This is a genomic window from Arthrobacter sp. SPG23, from assembly GCF_000876655.1.
In the GTDB taxonomy this organism is placed as follows: Bacteria; Actinomycetota; Actinomycetes; order Actinomycetales; family Micrococcaceae; genus Arthrobacter.
In genome coordinates this window covers 309,659-333,494 of record NZ_JYCN01000018.1, presented here as the reverse complement: position 1 = coordinate 333,494, position 23,836 = coordinate 309,659, and the positions used below count along the sequence as shown (strand labels likewise).

General features: G+C 66.4%; 22 protein-coding genes and 1 pseudogene. 20 read left to right on the top strand and 3 right to left on the bottom strand.

From position 1 onward, the window contains the following. Window positions 1-136: 136 nt before the first annotated feature. The 4 genes and pseudogenes from TV39_RS12310 (at window position 137) to TV39_RS12295 (ending at window position 4,637) form a co-directional block, all read left to right on the top strand. Complete coding sequence (locus TV39_RS12310; protein ID WP_235347375.1) at window positions 137-1,390, top strand: ROK family transcriptional regulator; 1,254 nt, start codon at window positions 137-139, stop codon at window positions 1,388-1,390. A 118-nt stretch (window positions 1,391-1,508) separates the two neighbouring features. Further along, window positions 1,509-2,864, top strand: coding sequence for an extracellular solute-binding protein (locus tag TV39_RS12305; RefSeq protein ID WP_043482044.1), 1,356 nt, complete (start codon window positions 1,509-1,511; stop codon window positions 2,862-2,864). Between the two features lie 3 nt (window positions 2,865-2,867). Beyond that, window positions 2,868-3,749: a carbohydrate ABC transporter permease gene (locus tag TV39_RS12300; protein WP_043482041.1), complete on the top strand. Its 882-nt coding sequence runs from the start codon at window positions 2,868-2,870 to the stop codon at window positions 3,747-3,749. Continuing rightward, window positions 3,746-4,637 (top strand): annotated as a pseudogene (locus tag TV39_RS12295) (carbohydrate ABC transporter permease). Before TV39_RS12300 ends, TV39_RS12295 begins: the two are co-directional and overlap by 4 nt. Window positions 4,638-4,645: 8 nt before the next feature. Here TV39_RS12295 and TV39_RS12290 read toward each other — a convergent pair. Next, window positions 4,646-4,849, bottom strand: coding sequence for a hypothetical protein (locus tag TV39_RS12290; protein WP_156810671.1), 204 nt, complete (start codon window positions 4,847-4,849; stop codon window positions 4,646-4,648). A 161-nt stretch (window positions 4,850-5,010) separates the two neighbouring features. On the opposite strand from TV39_RS12290, the gene TV39_RS12285 reads away from it, so the two are divergent. From TV39_RS12285 to metE, 9 genes are all read left to right on the top strand, one after another. After that, window positions 5,011-6,018 (top strand): AAA family ATPase, encoded by a 1,008-nt coding sequence (locus TV39_RS12285; protein WP_043482037.1) that lies wholly within the window; start codon window positions 5,011-5,013, stop codon window positions 6,016-6,018. Window positions 6,019-6,028: 10 nt separating this feature from the next. Beyond that, complete coding sequence (locus tag TV39_RS12280; RefSeq protein ID WP_043482035.1) at window positions 6,029-6,988, top strand: DUF58 domain-containing protein; 960 nt, start codon at window positions 6,029-6,031, stop codon at window positions 6,986-6,988. A gap of 37 nt (window positions 6,989-7,025) precedes the next feature. Beyond that, on the top strand, window positions 7,026-7,583 hold the full coding sequence (locus tag TV39_RS12275; protein ID WP_200891009.1) for a hypothetical protein: 558 nt from the start codon (window positions 7,026-7,028) through the stop codon (window positions 7,581-7,583). Further along, window positions 7,574-8,587 (top strand): vWA domain-containing protein, encoded by a 1,014-nt coding sequence (locus tag TV39_RS12270; protein WP_043482033.1) that lies wholly within the window; start codon window positions 7,574-7,576, stop codon window positions 8,585-8,587. Before TV39_RS12275 ends, TV39_RS12270 begins: the two co-directional genes overlap by 10 nt. Further along, entirely contained in the window at window positions 8,584-9,594 is a 1,011-nt protein-coding gene (locus TV39_RS12265; RefSeq protein ID WP_082049700.1) for a VWA domain-containing protein, read from the top strand. The genes TV39_RS12270 and TV39_RS12265 overlap by 4 nt, the downstream gene beginning before the upstream one ends. Beyond that, window positions 9,591-10,358, top strand: a complete 768-nt coding sequence (locus tag TV39_RS12260) for a hypothetical protein (protein WP_043482028.1) — start codon at window positions 9,591-9,593, stop codon at window positions 10,356-10,358. Before TV39_RS12265 ends, TV39_RS12260 begins: the two co-directional genes overlap by 4 nt. Window positions 10,359-10,470: 112 nt before the next feature. Further along, window positions 10,471-10,869: a hypothetical protein gene (locus tag TV39_RS12255; protein ID WP_144406401.1), complete on the top strand. Its 399-nt coding sequence runs from the start codon at window positions 10,471-10,473 to the stop codon at window positions 10,867-10,869. A 279-nt stretch (window positions 10,870-11,148) separates the two neighbouring features. After that, the gene (locus TV39_RS12250; protein ID WP_043482024.1) at window positions 11,149-12,120 is read left to right on the top strand and encodes a methylenetetrahydrofolate reductase; all 972 of its coding nucleotides are present in this window, start codon (window positions 11,149-11,151) and stop codon (window positions 12,118-12,120) included. Between the two features lie 80 nt (window positions 12,121-12,200). After that, complete coding sequence (metE, locus tag TV39_RS12245; RefSeq protein WP_043482021.1) at window positions 12,201-14,558, top strand: 5-methyltetrahydropteroyltriglutamate--homocysteine S-methyltransferase; 2,358 nt, start codon at window positions 12,201-12,203, stop codon at window positions 14,556-14,558. Between the two features lie 134 nt (window positions 14,559-14,692). On the opposite strand, the gene TV39_RS12240 is transcribed toward metE, so the two are convergent. After that, window positions 14,693-15,199: a DUF2004 domain-containing protein gene (locus tag TV39_RS12240; protein ID WP_043482019.1), complete on the bottom strand. Its 507-nt coding sequence runs from the start codon at window positions 15,197-15,199 to the stop codon at window positions 14,693-14,695. A 112-nt stretch (window positions 15,200-15,311) separates the two neighbouring features. Between TV39_RS12240 and TV39_RS12235 the strand changes: the two genes are divergently transcribed. Beyond that, window positions 15,312-16,748 (top strand): aldehyde dehydrogenase family protein, encoded by a 1,437-nt coding sequence (locus TV39_RS12235; RefSeq protein ID WP_043482017.1) that lies wholly within the window; start codon window positions 15,312-15,314, stop codon window positions 16,746-16,748. On the opposite strand, the gene TV39_RS12230 is transcribed toward TV39_RS12235, so the two are convergent. Next, window positions 16,745-17,665 (bottom strand): LysR family transcriptional regulator, encoded by a 921-nt coding sequence (locus tag TV39_RS12230; RefSeq protein WP_043482015.1) that lies wholly within the window; start codon window positions 17,663-17,665, stop codon window positions 16,745-16,747. The two genes, TV39_RS12235 and TV39_RS12230, sit on opposite strands and share 4 nt — an antisense overlap. A gap of 209 nt (window positions 17,666-17,874) precedes the next feature. Between TV39_RS12230 and TV39_RS12225 the strand changes: the two genes are divergently transcribed. From TV39_RS12225 to nrdI, 6 genes are all read left to right on the top strand, one after another. Further along, a complete protein-coding gene (locus TV39_RS12225) occupies window positions 17,875-19,257 on the top strand; it encodes an NAD(P)/FAD-dependent oxidoreductase (protein ID WP_043482013.1) in 1,383 nt (460 codons plus the stop codon). Further along, window positions 19,257-19,985 (top strand): DUF1365 domain-containing protein, encoded by a 729-nt coding sequence (locus TV39_RS12220; RefSeq protein ID WP_043482011.1) that lies wholly within the window; start codon window positions 19,257-19,259, stop codon window positions 19,983-19,985. The genes TV39_RS12225 and TV39_RS12220 overlap by 1 nt, the downstream gene beginning before the upstream one ends. Next, window positions 19,982-21,373, top strand: a complete 1,392-nt coding sequence (locus tag TV39_RS12215) for a class I SAM-dependent methyltransferase (protein ID WP_200891008.1) — start codon at window positions 19,982-19,984, stop codon at window positions 21,371-21,373. Before TV39_RS12220 ends, TV39_RS12215 begins: the two co-directional genes overlap by 4 nt. Beyond that, window positions 21,370-22,608: an SAM-dependent methyltransferase gene (locus TV39_RS12210; protein ID WP_043482008.1), complete on the top strand. Its 1,239-nt coding sequence runs from the start codon at window positions 21,370-21,372 to the stop codon at window positions 22,606-22,608. Before TV39_RS12215 ends, TV39_RS12210 begins: the two co-directional genes overlap by 4 nt. 440 nt (window positions 22,609-23,048) lie before the next feature. Next, window positions 23,049-23,294 carry a glutaredoxin-like protein NrdH gene (gene nrdH, locus TV39_RS12205; RefSeq protein ID WP_011692201.1) on the top strand — a complete coding sequence of 82 codons (246 nt, stop codon included), beginning with the start codon at window positions 23,049-23,051 and terminating at the stop codon, window positions 23,292-23,294. A 111-nt stretch (window positions 23,295-23,405) separates the two neighbouring features. Further along, complete coding sequence (nrdI, locus tag TV39_RS12200; RefSeq protein ID WP_144406408.1) at window positions 23,406-23,834, top strand: class Ib ribonucleoside-diphosphate reductase assembly flavoprotein NrdI; 429 nt, start codon at window positions 23,406-23,408, stop codon at window positions 23,832-23,834. Window positions 23,835-23,836: the final 2 nt, after the last annotated feature.

Below are 23,836 nucleotides of genomic sequence, written 5' to 3'. Positions count from 1 at the left end.
GGCGGGGCCGGTGCGGCACCGCCCCGGAAGCGAAAGCACCGTCCCACAAGTCCGCGTGTGAGCGTACCGCCGCGCGCACAGGTAACGTACGATTCAAGCATCAGTAGTGCATAACCGAAGACGTTTAGGGGAATCCGTGACTGAGATCCGCACGCCAACGCCGAGGCGCGGAACCAATTTGCCCCGCATGGGGGACTTCAATCTCACGGTGATCCTGGATGCCATCCGGCGGTCCTCCGGCGGCCTCAGCCGGGTGGAACTCGCCCAGATCGTAGGGCTCTCCCCGCAGACCATCTCCAACATCTCCCGGCGGCTGCTCGACCAGAACCTCATCGTCGAGGCCGGCAAGGAGGGGAGCGGTCCGGGTAAGCCGCGCACCATCCTCCGGTTGAACCCCGCCGGAATGTATGCCGTGGGAGTCCATCTGGATCCGGCCGTGACCACATTCGTTGTTCTGGACCTTGTCGGATCCGTCGTCAGGCACTCAAGGATCAACACGCCCGGCGCCAGCGACCCCGACGGCATCATCGCCACCATTGCCGCTGAGATCAAGGACCTGGTGGCTGCCTCCGGCGTGGACCCGGACAAGATCGCCGGTCTCGGCGTCGCCGCCCCGGGCCCCATCAACCTGGATGAGGGGACCGTGGTTGATCCGCCGCTGCTGCTCGGGTGGGACCGTGTGCCGCTGCGGGACGCCCTCGCGGAGGCCACCGGATTGTCCACCCTGGTGGACAAGGACGTCACCAGCGCCGCTGTAGCTGAAACCTGGGCCGGCGGCCCCAGCGGCTCCGGCAGCTTCGTTTTTATGTACATGGGCACCGGCATCGGCTGCGGCATCGTCCTGAACGATGAAGTGGTGCGCGGGACCTCGGGGAATGCCGGCGAAATCGGGCACATCATTGTCGACCCGGACGGGCCGCCCTGTGACTGCGGGCTGCGTGGATGCGTGAAGTCAAGCAGCATCCCGCAGGTCCTCGTGGCCCAGGCTGAAACCGCCGGCGTACTGGACGTCGTACGCCATTCCTCCGGTGCCCTGGACATCCAGGAGAGCTTCGCAAAACTTTGCGACGAAGCCGACGCCGGAAACAGCCAGGCGGCCGAGATCATAGACCACTCCGCCGTCCTGGTGGCGCGTGCGGTCGCTGTGGTCACGAACACCCTGGACGTTGAACGGGTGGTCTTTGGAGGCCCCTTCTGGACGCGCCTCTCACGGAGATATTTGGACCGTGTTCCCCAGCTGCTGGCGGACAACAGCGCTGCACGCCAGATCCACGGCATAGAGGTTGTCGGAACCGGCGTGGGAGAGGACGTAGGTGCCATCGGCGCGGCCTGCCTGGTGCTGGAGCATACGCTGGCCCCGCGCGCACAGCGGCTGCTGCTGGAAGGCTGACGCCTCCGTTCCGCTGTGTTGTCAGTGGGTAGTACTAACCTGAAATTGCATATCGGCTAAAGGCTGGGGCCAGCTGGAGGACATTGGGGGCTGCAGCCGCTCGAAAGATTGGAGCGTCATGCACCGCCCTGCCAAAATCCTTGCGGCGCTGATGTCGGCGGCAGCGCTGCTGGCCACATCAGCCTGCTCCGCGGAACAGCCGGCCGCCGAGAAGCGGACGCTGAAGATCGTCTACCAGAAGACTGATTCGTTTTCCGCCCTCGACACCCTATTCAAAGACGCCAAGAAGGATTTCGAAGCTGCCAACCAGGGGACCACCGTGGAGCTGCAGCCCATCGAAGCCAATGATGACGACTATGGCACCAAGCTGGCGCTGAGCCTTCGCTCGGCCGAGACCGCCCCGGACGTCTTTTACGAGGACACGTTTAAAGTGAGGTCCGACGTCGACGCCGGATACCTCCTGAAACTGGACGGCTATCTCGAAAAATGGGACGACTGGAAGTTGTACAACGAGGCCGCCAAGGCTGCCGGTACCGGAGACGACGGCGGGATCTACGCTGTGCCCCTCGGGACAGATACCCGCGCCATCTGGTACAACAAAAAAGTCCTGCAAAAAGCAGGCATCGCCGTTCCATGGCAGCCCCGGAGCTGGGACGAAATCCTCGAGGCCGCCCGCAAGATGAAGGCATCGGACCCGTCCCTGGTCCCGTTCCACATGTACGCCGGCAAAGGCACCGGCGAAGGCACCGTGATGCAGAGCTTCTACGAGCTGCTCTACGGCACGGACAGCGAACTCTATGACCAGCAGGAAAAGAAATGGGTGGTCGGCTCCCAAGGGTTCACTGATTCCCTGTCCTTCCTGAAAACCCTCTACGACGAAGGGCTTGCCGTCACGCCCGCGGAGGCGCTTGACGCCAACGTCTGGAAGAAGGTTTTCGGTGAATGGCTGCCAAAGGGCAGGATGGGCGCCACCGTGGAGGGCTCCTACACGCCGTCGTTCTGGCAGAAGGGCGGCAACTACGAATGGGACAGCTATGCGGAGGACATGGGTGTGGCGAAGTTCCCCACCCAGCGCGGCCAGGAACCGGGCGGCGTCAGCATGTCCGGCGGATGGACGCTCGCCGTCGGCGCCGACTCCAAGAACCCGGACCTGGCGTTCAAGTTCCTTTCCGAGGCCCTGAGCAAGAAGAACTCACTGGCTTTCACCGTGTCAGGCTCCCAGATCGCCGTCCGAACGGACGTCGCCGCCGACCCCGAGTACCTGGCTGCGAATCCGTTCGTCAAGGACGTCTCCGAGCTCGTATCCGTCACGCATTACCGGCCCGCCACAGCGGACTACCCGCGAATCTCCGCCGCAATCCAGGTGGCCACTGAAGCCGTAATCACCGGTGCACTCTCGCCGCAGGAGGCAGCCGAGCAGTACGACAAGACAGTCAGGGACCAGGTGGGTGACGCCAAGGTCCTGCAGAAATAACGCATGGGTGAACGAAGAACGGTCCGGCAGCAGCTCCGGCTGCTGCCGGTTGTGCCCTCTGTCCTGTTGCTCCTCCTCTTCCTGGCGGCGCCTGTCCTGTGGTCTTTCCACGCCTCCTTCACCAACGCCGCCCTCACCGGCCGCAACGCCAGGAACCCTACCTGGACCGGGGTTGAGAACTACGCACGGCTGCTCGGGGACTCCGCGTTCCCGGCCGCGGTTGTCCTGACAGTTACCTTTGTGGTGGCGTCAGCTGTTCTGGGCCAGAACCTGCTGGGGCTCCTGATCGCCGGCCTGATGACACGCGCCCGGAAGCCGGTGTCGGCCGCCGTGGGCACCGCCGTCGTTGCGGCCTGGGTGCTTCCCGAGATCGTTGCCGCCTTCGCCGCTTACGCCTATTTCAGCAAGGACGGGACGCTGAACCAGCTGCTGGGCGGAGTTGGCGCTGCCGGGGCCGACTGGCTGTACGCCTACCCTATGGTGGCCGTGGTGCTGGCGAACATCTGGCGCGGCACCGCGTTCTCCATGCTGGTCTACCGGGCAGCCCTCGCCGACGTTCCGCGTGACATCTCCGAGGCCGCCCTTATGGACGGCGCCGGCGGCTGGCAGCGCCTGGTCTTCATCACCCTGCCGCTGATCAGGTCCAGTATTGCCACCAACCTGATGCTGGTGACGCTCCAGACGCTGGCTGTGTTTACTCTCATCTGGGTGATGACTGCCGGCGGGCCGTCCAATGCCAGTACCACGTTGCCGGTCCTTGCCTACCAGGAGGCCTTCAAGTTCGGAGACATCGGCTACGGCACGGCGATCGCCTCGGTACTCATTGTCCTGGGCCTGGTGTTCGGGATTGCCTACGTCCGGCTGCTCAAGGGGGAGAAGCGGTGACGACGGCGGGCCGGCGGCCCCTTGAGGCAGCTTCACGGCAGCCCGCCCGCGGTGGGGTTGCCTCGCCGGGATTCCGCCGGGCCCGGATTCCGGCTGATGCGGCGCTGCTGCTGATTGGCGCCTGCTTCGTGCTGCCGCTGTTGTGGCTGGTGTTCGCCTCCCTGGACACAACAGCCGGCTACCAGACACAGGTGCCGGCCAATGCTTCGCTCGACAACTTCGCGGCCGTCCTCACCCCCCGAGTTGCTGCTCGGGCCACTCTGGAACAGCTTCCTTCTGTCCGGCGGCACGGCAGCGGTCACCCTGGTGGCGGCCGTGCTGGCCGCATACCCGCTGTCCCGTTTCCAGTCCCGGTTCAACAGGCCGTTCATGTACTCGATCCTGTGCGGCACCTGCCTGCCGGTTACCGCCATCATGGTGCCTGTCTACGGCCTGTTCGTCCAGCTGCGCCTGCTGGATTCCCTGCCGGCCACAGTCCTCTTCATGGCGGCAACGGCGCTGCCAATGGCCATCTGGATGGCCAAGAACTTCATGGACGCGGTGCCCCTTTCACTGGAGGAGGCCGCGTGGGTGGATGGAGCTTCCGGGCTCACGGCCCTGCGTGCCGTGGTGCTGCCGCTGATGCGCCAGGGGCTGGGAGTGGTGTTCATCTTCGTCTTCATCCAGACCTGGGGGAACTTCTTCGTCCCCTTCATCCTGTTGCTGTCCCCGTCAAAGCAGCCGGCATCAGTTTCGATCTTCAGCTTCTTCGGACAGCACGGCGCAATTGCCTACGGCCAGCTGGCCGCATTCTCGATCCTCTATTCAGTTCCGGTCCTGGTGCTCTACGTGCTGGTGGCACGGGGAGCAGGCGGATCTTTTGCGCTGTCCGGGGCGGTGAAGGGGTAGGCGCACCTTCAGTCGATGTCCTCGACCACGGTCCCGAACGGGATCGTGTCGTCCAGGTGGGCCTGGTGGCCGGTGGGGCCGGGGTTGTAGAGGACCCTGACGCCGTGCATCTTTTCCGCCGCCGACTGCATGAGGATCGGCCGGACAGTGTTGATGAAACTCTCGCTCTTGCCGGCGAGATACTCCTGGTAGCTGGCTGGAAGCTGGATCATGCCCTCAGGATAGTCCTGCGCGGCCTCCATGGGGAGGGCTCCCCATTGTGGAATCCACCGCCCGGAGCTTGGATAGTATGGCCCGTGGCGGACGCCTTGTGAACGCCGGCAATCCGGCAGCAGCAGCGGCCGTTCTTGAACAGCAACCAGGGGGACTTCCAATGCTTCAGACTACGGCCGCCGCCCGGATCGAAGCGGGGGAACTGGCCCGGGCGCAACAGGTCATGGCCAGCATCTCCCGCAGCTTCGACGCCAAGGTCGTAGGTCAGGCAAGACTCCGGGAATCGCTGCTGGTAGGGCTCATGACCGGAGGCCACATCCTGCTGGAAAGCGTGCCCGGGCTGGCGAAGACCACCGCCGCACAGACAGTTGCGGAGGCCGTCAGCGCAGAGTTCCGGCGAATCCAGTGCACCCCTGACCTGCTCCCCAGCGACATCGTGGGGACGCAGATCTATGATGCCGCCAAGGGCACGTTCGTCACCCAACTGGGCCCGGTCCACGCCAACATTGTGCTCCTGGACGAGATCAACCGTTCCAGTGCGAAGACGCAGAGCGCCATGCTCGAAGCCATGCAGGAGCGGCAGACGTCCATCGGGGGAGTGGTGCACCCGCTGCCGTCCCCGTTCCTTGTGCTGGCGACGCAGAACCCCATCGAGCAGGAGGGCACCTATCTGCTGCCCGAGGCGCAGATGGACCGCTTTATGCTCAAAGACGTCCTGGACTACCCCACGCCGGCCGAAGAGGCCGAGATCATCCGCAGGATTGATTCCGGCGTCTTCACCGATGAACAGCGCCCGGCCGCCGCGGCATCGCTGGACGCCGTCTCGGAAGTGCAGGGACTGGTCAAACGCGTCTACATCGACCCCGCGATTGTGCGGTACATCGTGGGGCTGGTGTTTGTCACCCGGAACGCCGCCCAGTACATCGACGGCCGGCTGGCGGGTTTCATTGAATTTGGAGCGAGCCCGCGCGCCAGCATCGCTTTCAGCCAGGCCGCCCGCGCTGTCGCCCTCCTGAACGGCCGGGACCACGTGATTCCCGAGGACGTGAAGGCACTGGCCCACCGCGTGCTCCGGCATCGGATCATCCTCGGCTTCGAGGCAGTGGCGGAGCAGGTACCGGTGGAGACCGTCATCGATGCCATTGTGGCGTCCGTCCAGACTCCCTGAACGCGCCCGCATGCCCAGCCTCCTGACCCGGGTGAAATCGAAGATGTCCATCTTCGCCCACCGCAAGGCACGCGGAATGCTCGACGGCGAGTACGGTTCCGTTTTCAAGGGCCGCAGCCTGGACTTTGATGACCTGCGGGCCTACATTCCCGGCGACGAAGTCCGCGACATCGACTGGAAAGCTTCCGCCCGGCACGGATCCCCACTTATCCGGCGCTATTTTGCCGTGCGGCGGCAGACCGTGCTGCTGGTCACGGATACCGGACGCAATATGGCTGCTTCCTCGCTCGGCGGCGAAGAGAAGAAGGATGTTGCGGTGATGGCCCTGGGCGTTGTGGGCTATCTTGCCCAGCGGCACGGCGACGTGGTGGGGCTCGTGTGCGGTGACGGGACGTCTACCCGGTCCCTGCCCGCCAAAGCCGGCGAAGCACACCTGGAAAGGCTCCTTCGTGAAGTCAACGACGCCACGGCGCTGACCTCGCCCCGCAGCAGCATCGGCGAGCAGCTCTCCTATGTGGCACGCAACTTCAGCCAGCGCATGCTGCTCTTTGTCGTGGCCGACGAACTGGCGCCGGATCCCGGGATGGAGCGGATGCTGCGCCGCCTGCGCGCACAGCACGAGGTCCTCTGGCTGACCGTCCGGGACGCACAGCTGGCCGGGTCCAACGCCGCCGGGTCCAACGCCGCGGGGTCCGGGTCCGATGCCGCGGGGACACACACCGCCGGGACACAGGGGGCCGCCACCGGACCGGCCGTCCGCTACGACGTTGCGGACGGCATGCTGCTCCCCGGACGCCTCGCGGCGTCGGAAGCCATCATTCGCGCCTATGCCGCGGCCCAGGAGCAACGCGACGCGGCACGGGAGGCTGTACTGCGGCGATTGGGCATCGCCCACGTCCACGCCGGCAGCAGCCATGATGTGATGCCTGCCGTGTTCACCCTGCTGGAACGGCACCGCCGTGGAAAATGACGCAGGCTTCTATGCCCCCCTTTCGTACAGTGCCTGGTTGCCCTGGGCCGGGTTCAGCCTTCTGTTGATCGTGGCCGGCTGGCTGGCATACGTCTTCCTGAGCACCCGGCCACGGAGGCACGTATCCGCCGCAGCACCCTCCCCGCGGCCGCGGGATCCGTCCAGCCTGAAGCAGGACTACCTGCGCCGGATCGATGCTGTGGCAGCCCAGGCGGGGGCCGGCCGGCTGTCCGCACGTGCCTCGCACCAGGAGCTCAGCCTGCTCATCAGGAGCTTTGTCCGCGACATTGCCGGGATCGACGCACCGCGGATGACGCTGGCGGAGCTCCAGCAGCAGAACATCCCTGCGGCCGCCCGGGCCGTCAGCAGCCTTTATCCGGCGGAATTCGGCCCCGCGCCGCGCGACTCTGAACCATGCGACACTGAACCCCGCGCCTCTGGACCCCGCGCCTCGGTACCCCGCGACTCGGTACCCAGCGCCTCTGAACCCCGCGACTCGGTACCCCGCGCCTCTGGACCCCGCGCCTCCGAACCCCGCGACTCGGTAGCGATTGCGGCGGAAACGGCCCGGGAGGTGGTCCGGACATGGAACTGATCTTCTGGTGGATGATTCCTGCGGCCCTCCTTCTTGGCGCGGCGACGTACTGGCTGGCGCGGAAACGGCAGGACGGCGACCCCACCGCCCGGCGCCCCGTGGCCCACGGTCACCGGCTCACCGAACTGCCGGAGTACCAGGCCGCCGTGCGGCGCCACCGGCGCTGGCTCACAGTTGCCGCCGTCGCCGGGGGAGTGCTGATGGCAACTGCCATCGTGGCAGCAGCACGGCCCGCAGAACGAACCACCGTCAGCCCCGAACAGCGCAACCGCGATATCATCCTGTGCCTCGATGCCTCCGGATCGATGAGCGGCGCGGACGCGGCGGTGGTGGAGGTCTTCGCCCGGCTGGCACAGGGATTCGACGGCGAACGGCTGGGCCTGACCGTCTTCGACAGCAGCGCGGTGCAGGTCTTTCCGCTGACTGACGATTACGACTTCGTGCAGGAACAGCTTCAGGCTGCCCGGAAAGCGTTCGACGGCGCACCCGGCAGCGCCGCGTTCCTGGACGGCACATGGAACGGCGCAGGCTCCTCCCTGATCGGTGACGGGCTGGCCTCCTGCGTTCAGGGCTTCCCGGCAGACGGCGGTGGTGGGCAGGCTGCAGGGGACGGCACCGGGGAACGATCCCGCTCCGTCATTTTGGCCACCGACAATTTCATTTCAGGCGAACCCATCTTCACCCTGCAGGAAGCGGCGGCGCTGGCCAAGAAGAAGGACGTCCGTATCTATGCCCTCAACCCCGGAGACTTCGATTACGGGTCTGACCCCGACCAGCCCGGCGTTCAGCTGCGCGCCGCCGCGGAGGGGACCGGCGGGGCGTACTACCCGCTGGACAGCCCGGAAGCGGTGACGGACATAATCAGCCGAGTCCAGTCAACGCAGGCCACTGCCTTCAAAGCCGCCCCGCAGGCCGTCGTGTCGGACCGTACTGAGATCCCCCTGAGCATCGCGTTGGTGTCCGGACTCGTCCTGGCCGGTGCCACGTGGAGGCTCAGATCATGACCTTCCAGCCCATCTGGCCGTGGTGGGCCATGCTTCCGCTTGTTGTCGCCGTCGTCGGTTTCCTGGCATGGACGGCACACCGGGACCGGCTCCGCCGAGCCGGACTTCGCGGCTGGCTGTTGTCCTCCGGCCTTGTTGTCCTGCTGCTGCTGGCGGCGCTCCGCCCGGGTTTACCCGGCGGCAGCGTCCGGGCAGCGGCAAGCGACTTGAACGTCTTCTTCGTGGTGGATACCACCAGCAGCATCGCTGCCGAAGACTACGGGGACGGCAGCCCCAGGCTCGAGGGCGTCCGGAAGGACATCATGGCCATCGCCGGGGAGCTGGCCGGGGCCCGGTTTTCCATGATCACCTTCGACTCCCAAGCGGTGGTCCGGATGCCCCTGACCACGGACGCGTCAGCCCTTGGCATCTTGACCAGTGTGCTTGAACCCCAGATCACCGTGTATTCGACGGGCAGTAGCGTCACCGCCGCCCGGACTGTCCTTACCCAACGGCTGAGGGCTGCACGGGAGAGCCACCCCGAGCGCGCCCGGATTGTCTACTACCTCGGCGACGGCGAGCAGACCAGCGGCAAGGCGCCGGAAGCCATGACCGTGGACGCTTCGCTGGTCAACGGCGGCGCGGTGCTCGGCTACGGCACCGTCCAGGGCGGGCGGATGAAGGAGAAAGCGGACTACTCATCCGACGAAGCCGCCGACTATATCCAGGACCGCAGCGGCGGGGGCGCCGGGGACGCGGTGTCCCGAATCGACGAGGAAACGCTGCGGCATATCGCAGCGCAGCTCGGTGTGCCCTACGTCCACCGAACGGCCGGGGATGGAGTGGCACCGATGATGCAGGCGGCCAAGCCCGGGGCCCTCAAGGAGACCTCGGAGTCACTCCAGGGCAGGGTGGAGCTGTACTGGGTCCCGGCGCTGGGTGTCTTCGTACTGGCGCTGTGGGAGAGCCTCCGGGTGCTCCGCGAACTGAGGCAGCTCAGGCCTGCACGGCCGGAGGTCCGCGCATGAACCTGGTACCCGGCCCGCCACCCGTCACGGGCTTCCGCCGGCGGCGGCGCCGTTTGCTGCTCGGATCCGCAGCGCCCCTGCTGGTGGCGGTGGCGCTCGCCGTCAAGCTCCTGAGCGTCGGTTACCTGGGCGGCGAAGCGGCGGGATCATTCGCCCGCGGCGACCAGGCGGCCCTGGCATCCGCCGCCTCCGGACTAGGGATTGCGAACATCGTGGAACCCCACAAGGCTCCCTTTGCCGCAGCCGACGCCCTGGTGTTGGGCGGGGACTTCGCCGGCGCCCGGGCCCTCTTCGAAGCATCCCTGGCAGACGCCCCGCCAGGCGACGAATGCAAGGTGCGCGTCAACCTGACCCTGAGCATCGAGCGGCTGGCGGACAAGGCCGCGGAGTCCGGAGATCCCGGCGCAGACGCCGCAAAGCTGTACGACGACGGCCTGGCCGTGATCAAGGCCGCCCCGTCCGGTTGCTTCAGCCGCGAGGCCGGCCCGGACGGCGCCAACGGTGCGGACGGCGAGGGCGACCGCCTCCGGGAAGCCGCGGAACGGCTGCAGGGCAAAGCGGACAAACTCGGAAAAGCGGCGGCCGGTGCTGAACCCGCGACCGGCGGCACCCAGTCCAAGCCCGATCCGGAACCGCAGCAGAGCCAGCTGGACAAACTGGAGGAGTCCGCCAAGTCCGCGCAGCGGGAACGCAACGGCGGCATGCAGCGGGATGAGTACCTCGGGAACACCGATACCGCGTCCCGAACGGACAAGCCCTGGTGATCTGCGGGAGTTGCGACCAAACGCCCTAGCGCCAAGCAGCGGCGCGGACCACGCTGATAACGGGGGAGGCGGAACGACAGAGCGGCGGCTCCATATGAAGTTTGCTAGGAATGTGAACAGGCCTCAATGGATGTGGGCCTCGTGGCTGGTTGCGGCGATGCTTTCGCTGGCGTTCCTGGACCTGGCCGTGGTCGCGGCACTGTACTTCGCCGTCGTTGTGCTGTTCCGACTGGCATTCACGGTCTTCACCCTTGGGGGTGCTGTACGCCGTGGCCTTAGCGCTGGTCCGGAACGTCCTTGTCCTGTGGCGATCCTCGGATTCGCCGATGTCCTGGGCCCGATGGTCGCCGCTGTCTGGTTGGGGCGCGCCGTCGGCTGCGGAGGGCGGCCCGCCGCCCGGCCTGAAACCGCGGGCACCGGAGCCGCAGCTTCCGGACGCTGGTCAATCAGGAGGCTTTCGGCGAACAATGTTCTGTACGGTGCCGCAACAGAGCGTAAAGGTGCGTCTTAATTCGGGAGCCAGCTTGAACGCGCCGGAGCCGGGCCCTAGAGTCTTATACAAGTTACCGAGGTAACGTGTCAGCGATCCTCCGCCAGGAGGGTGTGGGTGCCCCCATGTGGGCCTGACATTTGCTCACGGACAACTTCCTGTCAGGCGTAACAGTCGCGGCTGCGCCCTGCCGAAGTTCACTCCGTGTTCCCAAACTCAAATTCATTGACGGTTCGTCGTTTCCGAGGTCCCCTGGACTGAGGAACAGCTGCCGGCAATGGCCCAAAGCCAAGGACGCAAATGTCTCCACCTAGCCTTATTGACACACATCCGAATCTCTCCGACGCCGCTCCGGTGGCGCTTTCGTACGAGCTGTTCCCGCCGCGTTCACCGGCGGCCGCCGAGTCCCTCTGGACCACCATTGGTGAGCTGGAAGCCACGGACCCGGACTACGTTTCCGTGACGTACGGCGCCAGCGGATCAAACCGGGACACCGCCGTCGAGCTCATCAACCGGCTCCTGCTGGAGACCACGCTGCGCCCGCTGGCCCACCTGACCTGCGTGGGCAACACGCCGGAGGAACTGTCCGAGATCATCGGCGAGCTGCTCGACGTCGGCGTCCGCGGGATCCTGGCCCTCCGCGGTGACCGGCCCAAGGACGGCGCAGCACCGGTTAGCGGGTCCCTTCGGTACGCCCAGGACCTGATCGAACTGATCCGCCGCGTGGAGCAGCGCCGTTCGGCGCTGCTGTGTGCCGGCAAGGTGGCCGTCGGCGTTGCCGCGTACCCCACCCGGCACCCGGAATCACCCACTGAGGCCCACGACGTCGAGGTGCTGCTGGCCAAGCAGCGCTCCGGTGCGGACTTCGCCATCACGCAGGTGTTCTTCCACACCGAACAGTTCGCCGACCTCATCACGAGGGCGCGCCGGGCGGGGGTCACGATCCCCATCATCCCGGGCGTGATGCCCCTGACCAGCGTGCGCCGGCTGAACCGCCTGGCCGAGCTGACCGGCGTCGAACCCGCTCCGGAACTGATGGCGCGGCTGGCCGCTGCGGACACCGACGCCGAACGGCGCCTGATCGGAGTCCGGGCAACAGTGGACCTGGCCAATGCCGCCCTGGACGCCGGTGCGCCCGGAATCCACCTGTACACCTTCAACGAACACGCCTGTGCGCTGGAGGTCCTGGACAAGATGGCCCTGCCCCGCCCCGCCCGTCCGGCGAGCAGGCTTAACGCCATTGCCCGGCGCCACCAGGAAATGGCGAGCTGACGTCGGGCCCCGCCCGTCAGCACTGCTTTCCAGCACCCAACTCTCCCCCTTTTTTCACCAACGCTTCCAAGGAATTCCACATGACTGAGCAGAGCACCCCTGCCGTGACCACCCCGTTCCCGTCCGCCTCGATCCTGGGCTACCCGCGCATCGGCCGCCGCCGCGAACTGAAGAAGGCCGTCGAAGCCTACTGGGCCGGCAAAATCGACGCAGCCGCCCTTGACGCCGCCGCCAAGGACATCCAGCTGGGCACCGCCAAGCGCCTGCAGGGCCTTGGCCTGACCGAAGCCGCCGCTGTGCCGGGCACCTTCTCCTACTACGACCAGGTGCTCGACGCCGCCGCCCACCTCGGCGCCGTGCCGGCCCGTTTCGGCAACCTCCTCAACGCCGAGGGCCAGCTGGACATCGACGGCTACTTCACCCTGGCCCGCGGCACCAAGGACGAGCAGCCGCTGGAAATGACCAAGTGGTTCGACACCAACTACCACTACCTCGTGCCGGAAATCGGCCCGGAGACCAACTTCGCGCTGACCTCCAACCGCATCGTCGAGGAATTCGAATACGCCCTCGCCAACGGTGTGGAGACCCGCCCGTACATCGTCGGTCCGGTCACCTTCCTGCTCCTGAGCAAGCCTTCCGACGACGCCCCGGCCGGCTTCAGCCCGCTCTCCCGCCTCGAGGACGTGCTGCCGGTCTACGCCGCGCTGCTGGAGAAGCTGGCGGCCGCCGGCGCCAGCTGGGTCCAGCTGGACGAGCCCGCCCTGGTGGTTGACCAGGACACCCCCGCCGAAGAGATCCAGGCTGCGGTTGCCCGTTCCTACGAGGTCCTCGCCGCTGCAGCACAGCGTCCGCAGCTGTTCGTCTCCACCCCTTACGGCGCACTGAACGGCCAGCTCGGCACCCTCGCCGCCACCAACATCGACGCCCTGCACATTGACGTCTTCAAGGGCGCTGTTCCCTCCGCAGCGGCACTCGCCGCACTGGGCAACAAGACCCTGGTTGCCGGCGTCGTGGACGGCCACAACATCTGGCGTAATGATCTTGCCGCCTCTGCGGACAAGATCGCCGAACTGAAGAAGTCCGTGGCCAAGCTGGCCGTCAGCACCTCCACCTCAACCCAGCACGTCCCGCACGACGTCGAGGAAGAGACCCAGCTGTCCGAGCAGCTCCGCAGCTGGCTGGCGTTCGCCGACCAGAAGGCCGTTGAGGTTGTTACTCTCGCCGGCCTGCTGACCGACGCCGCCGGTGGTGAAAGCGCGGTGCAGCCGGCCATCGACGAAGCCACCCGCGTCATCGGATCCCGTGCCTCAGCCGAGGGTGTCCAGCGCGCCGACGTCCGGGCACGCACCGCCGCACTGACCCCGGCCGACTTCAACCGCTCCGAGTATTCGGTCCGCGAAGCCGCCCAGGAAGAGGCCCTGCACCTGCCGCCGCTGCCCACCACCACCATCGGCTCCTTCCCGCAGACGTCCGAAATCCGTTCGGCCCGTGCCCGCAACAACAAGGGCGACCTCACCAACGAGCAGTACGAGCAGCTCATGAAGGACGAGATCAAGCGGGTTGTGGAGCTGCAGGAAGAGCTCGGCTACGACGTCCTGGTCCACGGCGAGCCCGAGCGCAACGACATGGTCCAGTATTTCGCCGAGAACCTGGAAGGCTTCGACGTCACGGTCCACGGCTGGGTCCAGTCCTACGGCTCACGCTGCACCCGTCCGTCCATCCTCTGGGGCGACGTCACCCGCAGCGCCCCCATCACCGTGAAGTGGGCAGAGTACGCACAGTCCCTCACGAACAAGCCGATGAAGGGCATGCTCACCGGTCCGGTCACCATCCTGGCCTGGTCCTTCGTCCGCGACGACCAGCCGCTGGGCGAGACCGCCAACCAGGTTGGCCTGGCACTGCGCGACGAAATCGCGGACCTCGAAGCAGCCGGCATCAAGGTCATCCAGGTGGACGAGCCCGCCCTACGCGAACTCCTTCCGCTGCGCAAGGCCGACCAGGCCGCCTACCTGGACTGGTCCGTGAACTCGTTCCGCCTCGCCACTGCCGGGGCTGCCGATTCCACCCAGATCCACACCCACCTGTGCTACTCCGAGTTCGGCGCCATCATCGACGCCATCGACGGTCTGGATGCGGACGTCACCTCCATCGAGGCCGCACGCTCACGGATGGAGGTTGTCCACGACCTCGAGTCCCACGGCTTCGGCCGCGGCGTCGGCCCGGGCGTCTACGACATCCACTCGCCGCGCGTTCCGGGTGAGCAGGAAGTCACCGAGCTGCTCAGCACCGCCGTGAAGCACGTCCCGTCCCGCCAGCTCTGGGTCAACCCGGACTGCGGCCTGAAGACCCGCGGCTACGCCGAGACCGAAGAGTCCCTGCGTAACCTGGTCGCGGCCACCAAGACGGTCCGCGCCGAACTGCTGCAAGCAGCCAGGTAACAACCACTGACTCAAGCACGACGGCGCCCGGTCACCTTTTCGGTGACCGGGCGCCGTCGTCGGGCTTTAAGGGCATCGACTGCTGAGCAACTGCCCTTTTGACCGCTCAAAAGGGCGCCCACGGAGCAGTCGATTTACGACTCCCAGACGATTTCGTCGTCCACGACGCCGTCCTCGTCGGCGGAGGCCACCAGGACTTCGTCAGTGAAATGTTCGCCCAGGGTGAAATCCAGGACGAAGTAGCGTTCAGGCTGGCCGGGGTAGATTCCCACGTGGCCGAGCTTCAGCGCCTTGAGGAACACGGCATTCGTCAGCTGGCTCTTGTCTTCCACGCCAAAGACCTTCTTGAGGTGTTCGTCCTTGATGGCGTTGCAGTGGAAGTGCCGGTACTCCTGGGGGCTGGTGCCCTCCTGCTCCAGTTCCTCGGCGATCATGTCCCGGACCTGGTCCACGAGCTCGGGCAAGTACCGCAGCCGGTAGTCCACCTTGTGCATGGCCGCCTCGTCGAAGTGGTCGTGCGCATTGATGTTCAGGTCCAGCTCCACCGGCTGGCCGGCCAGTTCATGCCGCGCTGCGATGTTGTGGTCCCGGCCATGGTTGAGCTCGATCTCACCAAAGTGCCGGCTCGCTACCTTGTTCATATGTTCAACATAGTCCTCTCGGCCAGTCCATTCCAGCATCGGTGGTTTTTATCTGGCGCTGTATCCCCGGGGTGTAGCCCGTCCTGCGTCCCGGCACGGGTACATTGATCGGATGCACACTCCCGCCGCCGCCGTCGCCCGATCCCGCGAGCTTTTCGACAGCGGGGTGAGCCGCCCCCTGGCCTGGCGGCTGGAGCAACTGGGCAACCTGCGCAGGATGCTGACTGAACACCGGGAGGATTTTGCCGGCGCCCTGCTCAGCGACCTGGGCAAGCACCCGAGCGAATCACAGCTGACCGAAATCGGATTTGTGGCCGCGGAAGCCGCCCACCTGGAGCGGCATCTGGCGGCCTGGCTTCGGCCCCGACGGGTGGACGTGCCGCTGGCCGTGCAGCCGGCCCGGGCATGGACCGAACTGACTCCGCTCGGAGTGGTGCTGGTGATCGGGACCTGGAACTACCCGGTCCAGTTGACGCTGGCGCCGATGGCCGGCGCCTTGGCGGCCGGGAACACCGTGGTGGTCAAGCCGAGCGAGCACGCCCCTGCCACATCAGCCGCCCTGGTGAGGTGGGTGCCGGAGTACCTGGGCGGTGCCGCCGAGGTGGTGCCCGGAGGAATCCCGGAAACCAAGGCGCTGCTGGCTGAGCGCTTCGACCACATCTTCTTCACCGGCGGGCAGGACGCGGCCCGCGTGGTGATGCGTGCAGCGGCCGAGCACCTGACGCCGGTGACCCTGGAACTGGGTGGCAGGTGCCCGGCGTACGTGGACGGGACCGCCGACCTCGGGGCCACTGCCCGCCGCATCGCCTGGGGCCGGTTCATGAATGCCGGGCAGACGTGCGTGGCACCGGACTACGTGCTGGCCGCCCCCGGGGTGCTGGAAGCGCTGGAACCCCTGCTTGTGGACGCCATCACTGCCATGTTCGGCGAGGACCCGGCGCGCAGCGCTTCCTATGGCCGGATCGTTGATGACCGGCATTTCGAACGAATCGCTGAACTGGCGGACGGCAGCACCGTGGTGCACGGCGGTCAGCGGGATCCGGGCAGCCGGTACTTCGCACCGACGCTGCTGCGCCCCGCTCCCGGGGATGCAGTCCTGGGCGAGGAGATCTTCGGACCCCTGCTGCCGCTGGTGCCGGTGTCCGGGCGGGACGAAGCCATCCGCATGATTAATTCCGGCTCCAAACCGCTGGCGGTGTATGTCTTCAGCGAGGACGACGGCGTGCGCAGCGCGTTCGCATCGGAAACCTCTTCCGGTGCGCTGGGCTACGGGGCGCCGGCGGCGCACCTGACGGTGCCGGGCCTGCCGTTCGGCGGGGTTGGCGGCAGCGGCATGGGGGCTTATCACGGCGAACATTCCGTGCGGACGTTCTCGCACGAGCGGGCCGGCCTGGACAAGCCGATGTGGCCGGACACCCTGGGACTGGCCTATCCGCCCTACGGCACGGCGAAGGACAAGGTAGTGTCCGCCCTGTTGTCGTTTGCCGGGCGGGCGCCGGGGCTTCCGACATTCCGAGGGTCCAAAGCCCGCCGTTCCAAGGCACGCTAATTCTTGCGCGCGGTTCCCAGGCTGTGCAGCGTATCGGCCAGGAGTTCGACGAAGAGCTGGACCCGGGCCGTCCGTTTGTCATTGATGAGCAGGGCGAAGACGTTCCGGGCCAGCCGGATCTCCGGAACGTCGAGGACCACCACGCCGGCGGGCCGGTGCCGGAGTGCAAGTTCGGGAACCAGTGCAGCGCCGAGGCCGGCGGCGGCCATTTCAAGGCTCGCATGGAAGTCGTCACTGTAGGCCACCACCCGGGGGTGCAGGTTGCAACTGGCGAACAGCCGTTCAATCACCGTGGCGTCGCTGGTGCCCGGGTGATGGACGATCCACGGCATGTCTGACAGGTGGTCCGCCGCCACCTTGGCCTCGGCGCGGAAGCCCCAGGCCGCCGGCAGCACCACACGGAACTCGTCGTCGCCGATCCATTGCCGGTTCACGGTGTGGGGCCACGCCAGGCCCGACTGGCCCACCTGGTAAACCAGGGCCACATCGAGTTCGCCGCCGGTGCGCAGCCCCTGGATGGTCTGGGACGGCTCAGCCACGGACACCCTGAGGTCGATGCCCAGGTCCTTCCACTTCGGGTTCTGCAGGATGCGCGGCAGCACGTACGTGGCCAGGCTGGGGAAGATGCCCAGCCTGAGCTCCTGGTGGGTGGCGTCGTGCGTCCGGGAGGCGGCCGCCATGAGCGCCTCGATGTCGGTCAGGACCTTGGCGGCGTGCCGCGTCATCACCAGGGCGGCTTCGGTGGGTTGGATGCTCCTGGCCGAACGCTGGAAGAGGTCCACACCCGTGTCCCGCTCCAAGGCGGACATCTGCTGCGACACGGCGGAGGCCGTGTAGCCCAGCCTGTTGGCGGCTGCCGCGAATGAACCAAGGCGGGTGACCTCCACGAGGGTCCGCAGATGAACAGGGTTGATCAATGGTTGCCCTTCGCCTCGGAAATCCCGCTTCATTGTGGCATATCGCCCCGCGGCCCCGGAATGTCGCGCCAGGCGGCCCGCGTTCATGGGGCAGAATCGCGTCAAGGTGCCCGGCTGGAATTCACAGTCATCCGGGCGCCCGTCGGCGACGAATTGTCCATAAGACGATTCATCAGGACGATTCAGGCGAAGCCAACAGGAGCAGAACAGTGTCGCAAGCAGCAAGGATTCCGGACGGCCGGCGGGTAGCCGTCATTGGCAGCGGCGTGGCAGGACTGACCGCAGCCTATGTCCTGAACCAGCGGGACAACGTGACAGTATTCGAGGCGGACTCCCGGCTGGGCGGACATGCCCATACCCACGATGTACAGCAGGAGGGCGGCCCGGCCCTCCGGGTGGACACGGGTTTCATCGTCCACAATGAACGCACCTACCCGACACTCCTGCGGCTTTTTGCGGAGCTGGGCGTCGAGACGCAGGACTCCGAGATGAGCATGTCGGTCCGCTGCGACGGCTGCGGCCTCGAATATGCCGGTGCCCGTGCCAAGGGGCGCGGCATCATTCCCCGGCCCTCCACCTTGCTGCGCGGACGGTACCTGCTGATGCTGCTGGAAGTGACGCGCTTCCACCGCCGTGCCCGCGCCCTGCTGGCCGGGGCACCCGGGGGTGCGGACAGCTCGGCGGAACCGGAACTGACGCTGGGGGAGTTCCTCGCCCGGGAAAAGTTCAGCAGCTACTTCATCTCGCACTTCATGACCCCCGTGGTGAGCGCCGTCTGGTCCTGCGACCCCGCCACGGCGCTGGCCTACCCGGCCCGCTACCTGTTCACGTTCCTGGCCCACCACGGCCTGCTCGGAGTGTCAGGCTCCCCGCAGTGGCGGACGGTCAAGGGCGGCTCCCGCACCTACGTGGACAAGCTGGCCGCCACGCTCACGGACATCCGGCTCTCCAGCCCGGTCACGTCGGTGCGCCGCCACGCTGAGGGCGTTGAGCTGTCCACCGCGCAGGGCACGGAAACGTTCGACGCCGTCGTGATTGCAACCCACCCCGCACAGGCGCTGCGCATGCTGGCAGATGCCTCCGCAGCAGAGCGTGCGGCCCTCGGCGGCATGCCCTACTCGGTGAACCAGACACTGTTCCACCGCGACGAAGCGGTCCTGCCGCGCAGCGCAAACGCACAAGCATCCTGGAACTACCGGCTGCCGTCCTGCGATGCGCGTCCGGACAAGGTGCTGGTCAGCTACGACATGACCCGCCTGCAGCGGCTCGAACCTGCCGACGGCGGACGCTACATCGTGAGCCTCGGGGAGTCCCACCTCATCGCCGACGGGACGGTCCTCGACCGGATGGTCTACGAGCACCCGCAGTACACGCCGGATTCACTCCGGGCGCAGCAGCAGATCCTGGCCCTGGGGGACGGACGCCTGGCCTTCGCCGGCGCCTACCACGGCTGGGGCTTCCACGAGGATGGTGCCCTTTCCGGGGTCAAGGCGGCCGCTCGGCTTGGCCGGAACTGGGAGCAGCGCGGCGGGGAGCAGCAGGCGGCGGTATCCGGTCCCGGCCTGGAAAGCGTCGCCGCGGAGGTCGCGTGATGGAAGCGGCAGCCATCTACCGGACGTCGATAGCGCATGTGCGGCGCACACCGCTGCACAATGCGTTCACCTACCGCAGCTACAGCTGGTACGTCGACGTCGACCGGCTTCCGTCACTGCCATGGCCGCTCCGGCCGCTGGCCGGGTTCCGCGTGGCGGATCACCTTGGCGATCCTGCCGGGACGCTCCGCGGCAACGTCGAACGGTTCCTGCGCACCCGGGGGATAGAGCTCGACGGCGGCCGGATCACCATGCTGGCCAGCGCCCGTGTGTTCGGCCACGTGTTCAATCCGCTCAGCCTGTTCTGGTGCCACGACGCGTCCGGCGGCCTGCGCTGCGTGGTTGCGGAGGTCCACAACACCTATGGGGAACGGCACTGCTACCTGCTCGAAACGGACCACACCGGCAGGGCAAGCGTTCCCAAAGCGTTCTACGTTTCCCCGTTCAACGACGTCGAAGGCCAGTACCGGATGAAACTTCCGGAGCCGGGGGACCGGCTCGCGGTATCCATCGTGCTGGAGCGCGAGGGGCAGAAGCCTTTCGTGGCCACAGTCGGCGGCGAACGGTACGACGCTTCCGTCCCGAACATCCTGGCAGCCGCGCTCGCAGTTCCGCTGGCGCCGCTTCGCGTGTCCGCGCAGATCCGCTGGCAGGGCATCAAGCTTTGGGCACGTCGGCTGCCCATCATCAAAAGACCCCACCACCCCTCACAGGAGGCAGTACAGTGACCATCACCGAAGCTACCGGATCCGCAGCGGGACGCGGACAGGGCGAAGGCCACTCAGGCCGGGTTCCCTACACGGTTCCGCGGCCGCCCGTCACTATCGACGCCACCATCTGGCCCAGCATCGCCTCGACGCCGGACAGCCTCAAGGCGCGGGTGGCCGGACGGATTGCGGATGCCATCTTCAAAGCCGCCGTCCGGACCCTTCCGCTGGAGGTCCGGTACCCGGACGGCACCGTGCTCGGCAAAGCGGCGTTCGATCCCGCACCCGCCGCCCCATACCCGGTCATGACGATGAACAGGCCGGATGCTTTCGCCGCCCGGCTGGGCGACGGCGGGCTGATCGGACTGGGTGAGTCCTACATGGCCGGTGACTGGGACGCCGACGACCTGACCGCCGTCATGGAAGTCTTCGCAGCCCGCGTCGGGACCCTCGTGCCCGAGCCGCTGCAGAAACTGCGCGCCCTCTACCTGCCGCGCCAGCCGCGCAGGGAACGGAACACCGAGCAGAACACCCGCTCCAACATCTCACGGCACTACGATCTCTCCAACGAACTGTTTTCTTCCTTCCTGGACAGCACCATGACCTACTCCAGCGCGCTGTTCCCGGAGCGGGGCGAGGCCCTGCGGACCGTCGCGTGGGACGGATTCGCTGCCGCGCAGCAGGCGAAGATCGACCGGCTGCTGGACAAAGCCGGCGTCGGCGAGGGAACACGCGTGCTGGAAATCGGCACCGGCTGGGGCGAACTCGCGCTGCGGGCAGCGGCCCGCGGCGCCACCGTGTACTCGGTCACGCTGTCCAGCGAACAGCAGGAACTGGCCCGCCAGCGCGTCGCCGAGGCCGGCTACGCCGACGCCGTCACCATTGAGCTCAAGGACTACCGGGCGGTGGAAGGCGAGTACGACGCCGTCGTCTCGGTGGAAATGATCGAAGCCGTCGGCTACGAATACTGGGCAACGTACTTCCAGACGATCGAGCGCGTCCTCGCCCCCGGCGGCAAGGTGGCTATCCAGGCCATCACCATCGCGCACGACCGGCTGATCGCCACCCGGACGAGCTACACCTGGGTGCACAAGTACATCTTCCCCGGCGGCGTCATTCCGTCCGTCAGGGCCATCGAGGAAATCACCGAGAAACAGACCGGGCTCCGGGTCCGTGAACGCCTCGCCATGGGTGAGCACTACGCGCAGACCCTGCGCCTCTGGGAGGAACGGTTCATGTCGCGCGCCGACGAGGTGGCGGCCATGGGTTTCGATTCGATTTTCCAGCGGATGTGGCTCTTCTACCTCTGCTACTCCAGGGCGGGTTTTGAGACGGGCTACCTCGACGTCCAGCAGATCGTCCTGGACCACGCAGCCGCCAAGCGGTCAGCCGGCGGAGCCGCAGTATGACGCCGCCCCTTGCGGATACCATCGCCGAGGTCCTGCGCCCGGTGGTCGGCGGGGAACTTCCCGTCCGGCTCAAGGTGTGGGACGGCAGCGAAGCCGGCCCGGCCGACGCTCCGGTGGTGCGGCTGAAGGATCCCGACGCCATCCGCCGGCTGCTGTGGGCGCCGGGGGAGCTCGGGGCTGCGCAGGCGTATGTCACGGGTGAACTGGACGTGGACGGGGACCTGAACTCCGCACTGGCCCATCTGTGGAAAGTGGTCCGGGAACGCGAACTTTCCGGGATCCGGCCCACGCCGGCCATACTCGCAGGCGTAGGCCGGATCGCAAAGGCGGCCGGCGCCATCGGCACTCCGCCACAGCCGCCGGCAAGCCAGGCCCGGGTGAAGGGGAAGCTCCACAGCGTGCTCCGCGACCGTGCTGCCATCAGCCACCACTACGACCTCAGCAACGAGTTCTACGGCCTGATCCTGGACCCGCAGATGGCGTACTCCAGCGGGTACTGGACGGACTCGTCCGAGAACTACGGGCTGGAGGACGCGCAGCGGGACAAGCTGGACCTCGTCTGCCGGAAGATCGGGCTCAAGCCGGGCATGCGCCTGCTCGACGTCGGTTGCGGCTGGGGCTCGCTGAGCCTGCACGCCGCCCAGCACTACGGTGCCGACGTCGTGGGCGTCACCCTGTCCACGGAACAGAAGGCCTTCATTGACGCCCGGATCCGGGAACGTGGACTGGAAGGCCGTGTGGACATCCGGATCCAGGACTACCGTGAGATACCGGACGGTCCGTTCGACGCCGTCGCCTCCCTGGAGATGGGCGAACACGTGGGCCAGCGCAACTATCCCGTCTACGCCGCGGCGCTGTTCACCAACGTTGTTCCCGGCGGCCGGGTGCTGGTCCAGCAGATGTCCCGGCGCGGGAAGCATCCCGGTGGCGGGCCGTTCATTGAATCCTTCATCGCGCCGGACATGCACATGCGTCCGGTGGGCGAGACCCTCGGGTTCCTGGAGGACGCCGGCCTTGAGGTGCAGGCCGTGGAGGCGATGCGGACGGACTACGTGCGCACCCTTGAGGCCTGGTACGCCAATTTCGAGGCGAACCAGGAAGCCGCCGTCGACATGATGGGGGAGGAAATAGCGCGCGTCTGGCGGCTCTACCTCGTCGGTGCCCTGCGCAGCTTCGCCGAAGGCAGGATGGGCGTGGAACAGATCCTCTGCAGCAGGCCGGCCGCAGACGGCTAAGCCGCGCGCCGCCTGTCGGGTCCGCTGACCCGACGTACCGTTCATCACATCGGGGCCCTGAAAAAAGCTTTTAGGGCCCCTTTCGTGTGCCCTCCGACACGCCCGCCGCAGAGTGGCGACACGCCGTCTGCAGGACGACACGCGGGGGGATTAATTGTGGCTAACTCCTCCACAGGGTGTGGATTTCGTCCGTGAAAACAGCTGAAACACGGACATTTTCCAGCCCCCGGCCTGTGGATTAACGGTGCATTAAATGACATACTTGTAATACATCATGTTGGGGTCCTCATCGGGGCCGTGCACTACATGTAGTATCGACATACAGATTGAGCGGGACGCAGGACCGGCATCGAGCAGGGGTTTCAGATCCGGGCAGTGTCTACCGCAACGATGATCCAGAGACTTCAAAAGCAGTGACTTCAACAAAGGGGACAGGAACCATGACCGTTACGGTTTACACGAAGCCGGCCTGTGTTCAGTGCAACGCAACATACCGCGCGCTGGACAAGAAGGGCATCACCTACCAGAGCGTCGACATCTCCCAGGACGCGGATGCCCTTGAGCGGCTGAAAGCCCTCGGCTACATGCAGGCCCCCGTCGTGGTCACGGACCAGGATCACTGGTCAGGCTTCCGCCCGGACAAGATCGAGGAGCTGGCGCTGAGCGCAGCCGCCTCCGTGGCCTAGGCTTCATCCGCCGTTTCCGGCAAAGAACTTTACGTAGATGAGGTGACCCCCATGGCAGCGCCGGCACTTGCCGATGCGCCGCTCGCAGCAGATGCCGCGAAGACGACGCCCATGAACCGGACTTCCAGTCACCTCATCTACTTTTCCTCGGCTTCCGAGAATACCCGGCGCTTCGTTGAGAAGCTGGGCCGGGATGCAGCCCGGATCCCCCTGCATCAGCGTGAAGCTGAACTTGTGGCCGTCGAGCCCTTCGTTCTGGTGGTTCCCACATACGGTGGAACCGGCGGCGAGGGCTCAGTGCCGAAACAGGTCATCCGGTTCCTCAACAACCCGCAGAACAGGGCTCTGATCCGCGGGGTGATCGGCGCAGGAAACACGAATTTCGGGGACAACTACTGCATGGCGGGCGACATCATCGCCTTCAAATGCCAGATACCGCACCTCTACCGCTTCGAACTCATGGGGACGCCTGAAGACGTCCGCCTGGTAAACCAAGGATTGGACAAGTTTTGGACACTACTGTCGCAGACACAGAAGTAACC

Excerpts from the sequence above, each read along its gene's own strand:
- TV39_RS12305 (WP_043482044.1), top strand. The coding sequence starts at position 1,509 with ATGCACCGCCCTGCCAAAATCCTTGCGGCGCTGATGTCGGCGGCAGCG.
- TV39_RS12300 (WP_043482041.1), top strand. The coding sequence starts at position 2,868 with ATGGGTGAACGAAGAACGGTCCGGCAGCAGCTCCGGCTGCTGCCGGTT.
- TV39_RS12290 (WP_156810671.1), bottom strand. The coding sequence starts at position 4,849 with ATGATCCAGCTTCCAGCCAGCTACCAGGAGTATCTCGCCGGCAAGAGC.
- TV39_RS12285 (WP_043482037.1), top strand. The coding sequence starts at position 5,011 with ATGCTTCAGACTACGGCCGCCGCCCGGATCGAAGCGGGGGAACTGGCC.
- TV39_RS12280 (WP_043482035.1), top strand. The coding sequence starts at position 6,029 with ATGCCCAGCCTCCTGACCCGGGTGAAATCGAAGATGTCCATCTTCGCC.
- TV39_RS12270 (WP_043482033.1), top strand. The coding sequence starts at position 7,574 with ATGGAACTGATCTTCTGGTGGATGATTCCTGCGGCCCTCCTTCTTGGC.
- TV39_RS12265 (WP_082049700.1), top strand. The coding sequence starts at position 8,584 with ATGACCTTCCAGCCCATCTGGCCGTGGTGGGCCATGCTTCCGCTTGTT.
- TV39_RS12260 (WP_043482028.1), top strand. The coding sequence starts at position 9,591 with ATGAACCTGGTACCCGGCCCGCCACCCGTCACGGGCTTCCGCCGGCGG.
- TV39_RS12250 (WP_043482024.1), top strand. The coding sequence starts at position 11,149 with ATGTCTCCACCTAGCCTTATTGACACACATCCGAATCTCTCCGACGCC.
- metE (WP_043482021.1), top strand. The coding sequence starts at position 12,201 with ATGACTGAGCAGAGCACCCCTGCCGTGACCACCCCGTTCCCGTCCGCC.
- TV39_RS12240 (WP_043482019.1), bottom strand. The coding sequence starts at position 15,199 with ATGAACAAGGTAGCGAGCCGGCACTTTGGTGAGATCGAGCTCAACCAT.
- TV39_RS12235 (WP_043482017.1), top strand. The coding sequence starts at position 15,312 with ATGCACACTCCCGCCGCCGCCGTCGCCCGATCCCGCGAGCTTTTCGAC.
- TV39_RS12220 (WP_043482011.1), top strand. The coding sequence starts at position 19,257 with ATGGAAGCGGCAGCCATCTACCGGACGTCGATAGCGCATGTGCGGCGC.
- TV39_RS12210 (WP_043482008.1), top strand. The coding sequence starts at position 21,370 with ATGACGCCGCCCCTTGCGGATACCATCGCCGAGGTCCTGCGCCCGGTG.
- nrdH (WP_011692201.1), top strand. The coding sequence starts at position 23,049 with ATGACCGTTACGGTTTACACGAAGCCGGCCTGTGTTCAGTGCAACGCA.
- nrdI (WP_144406408.1), top strand. The coding sequence starts at position 23,406 with ATGAACCGGACTTCCAGTCACCTCATCTACTTTTCCTCGGCTTCCGAG.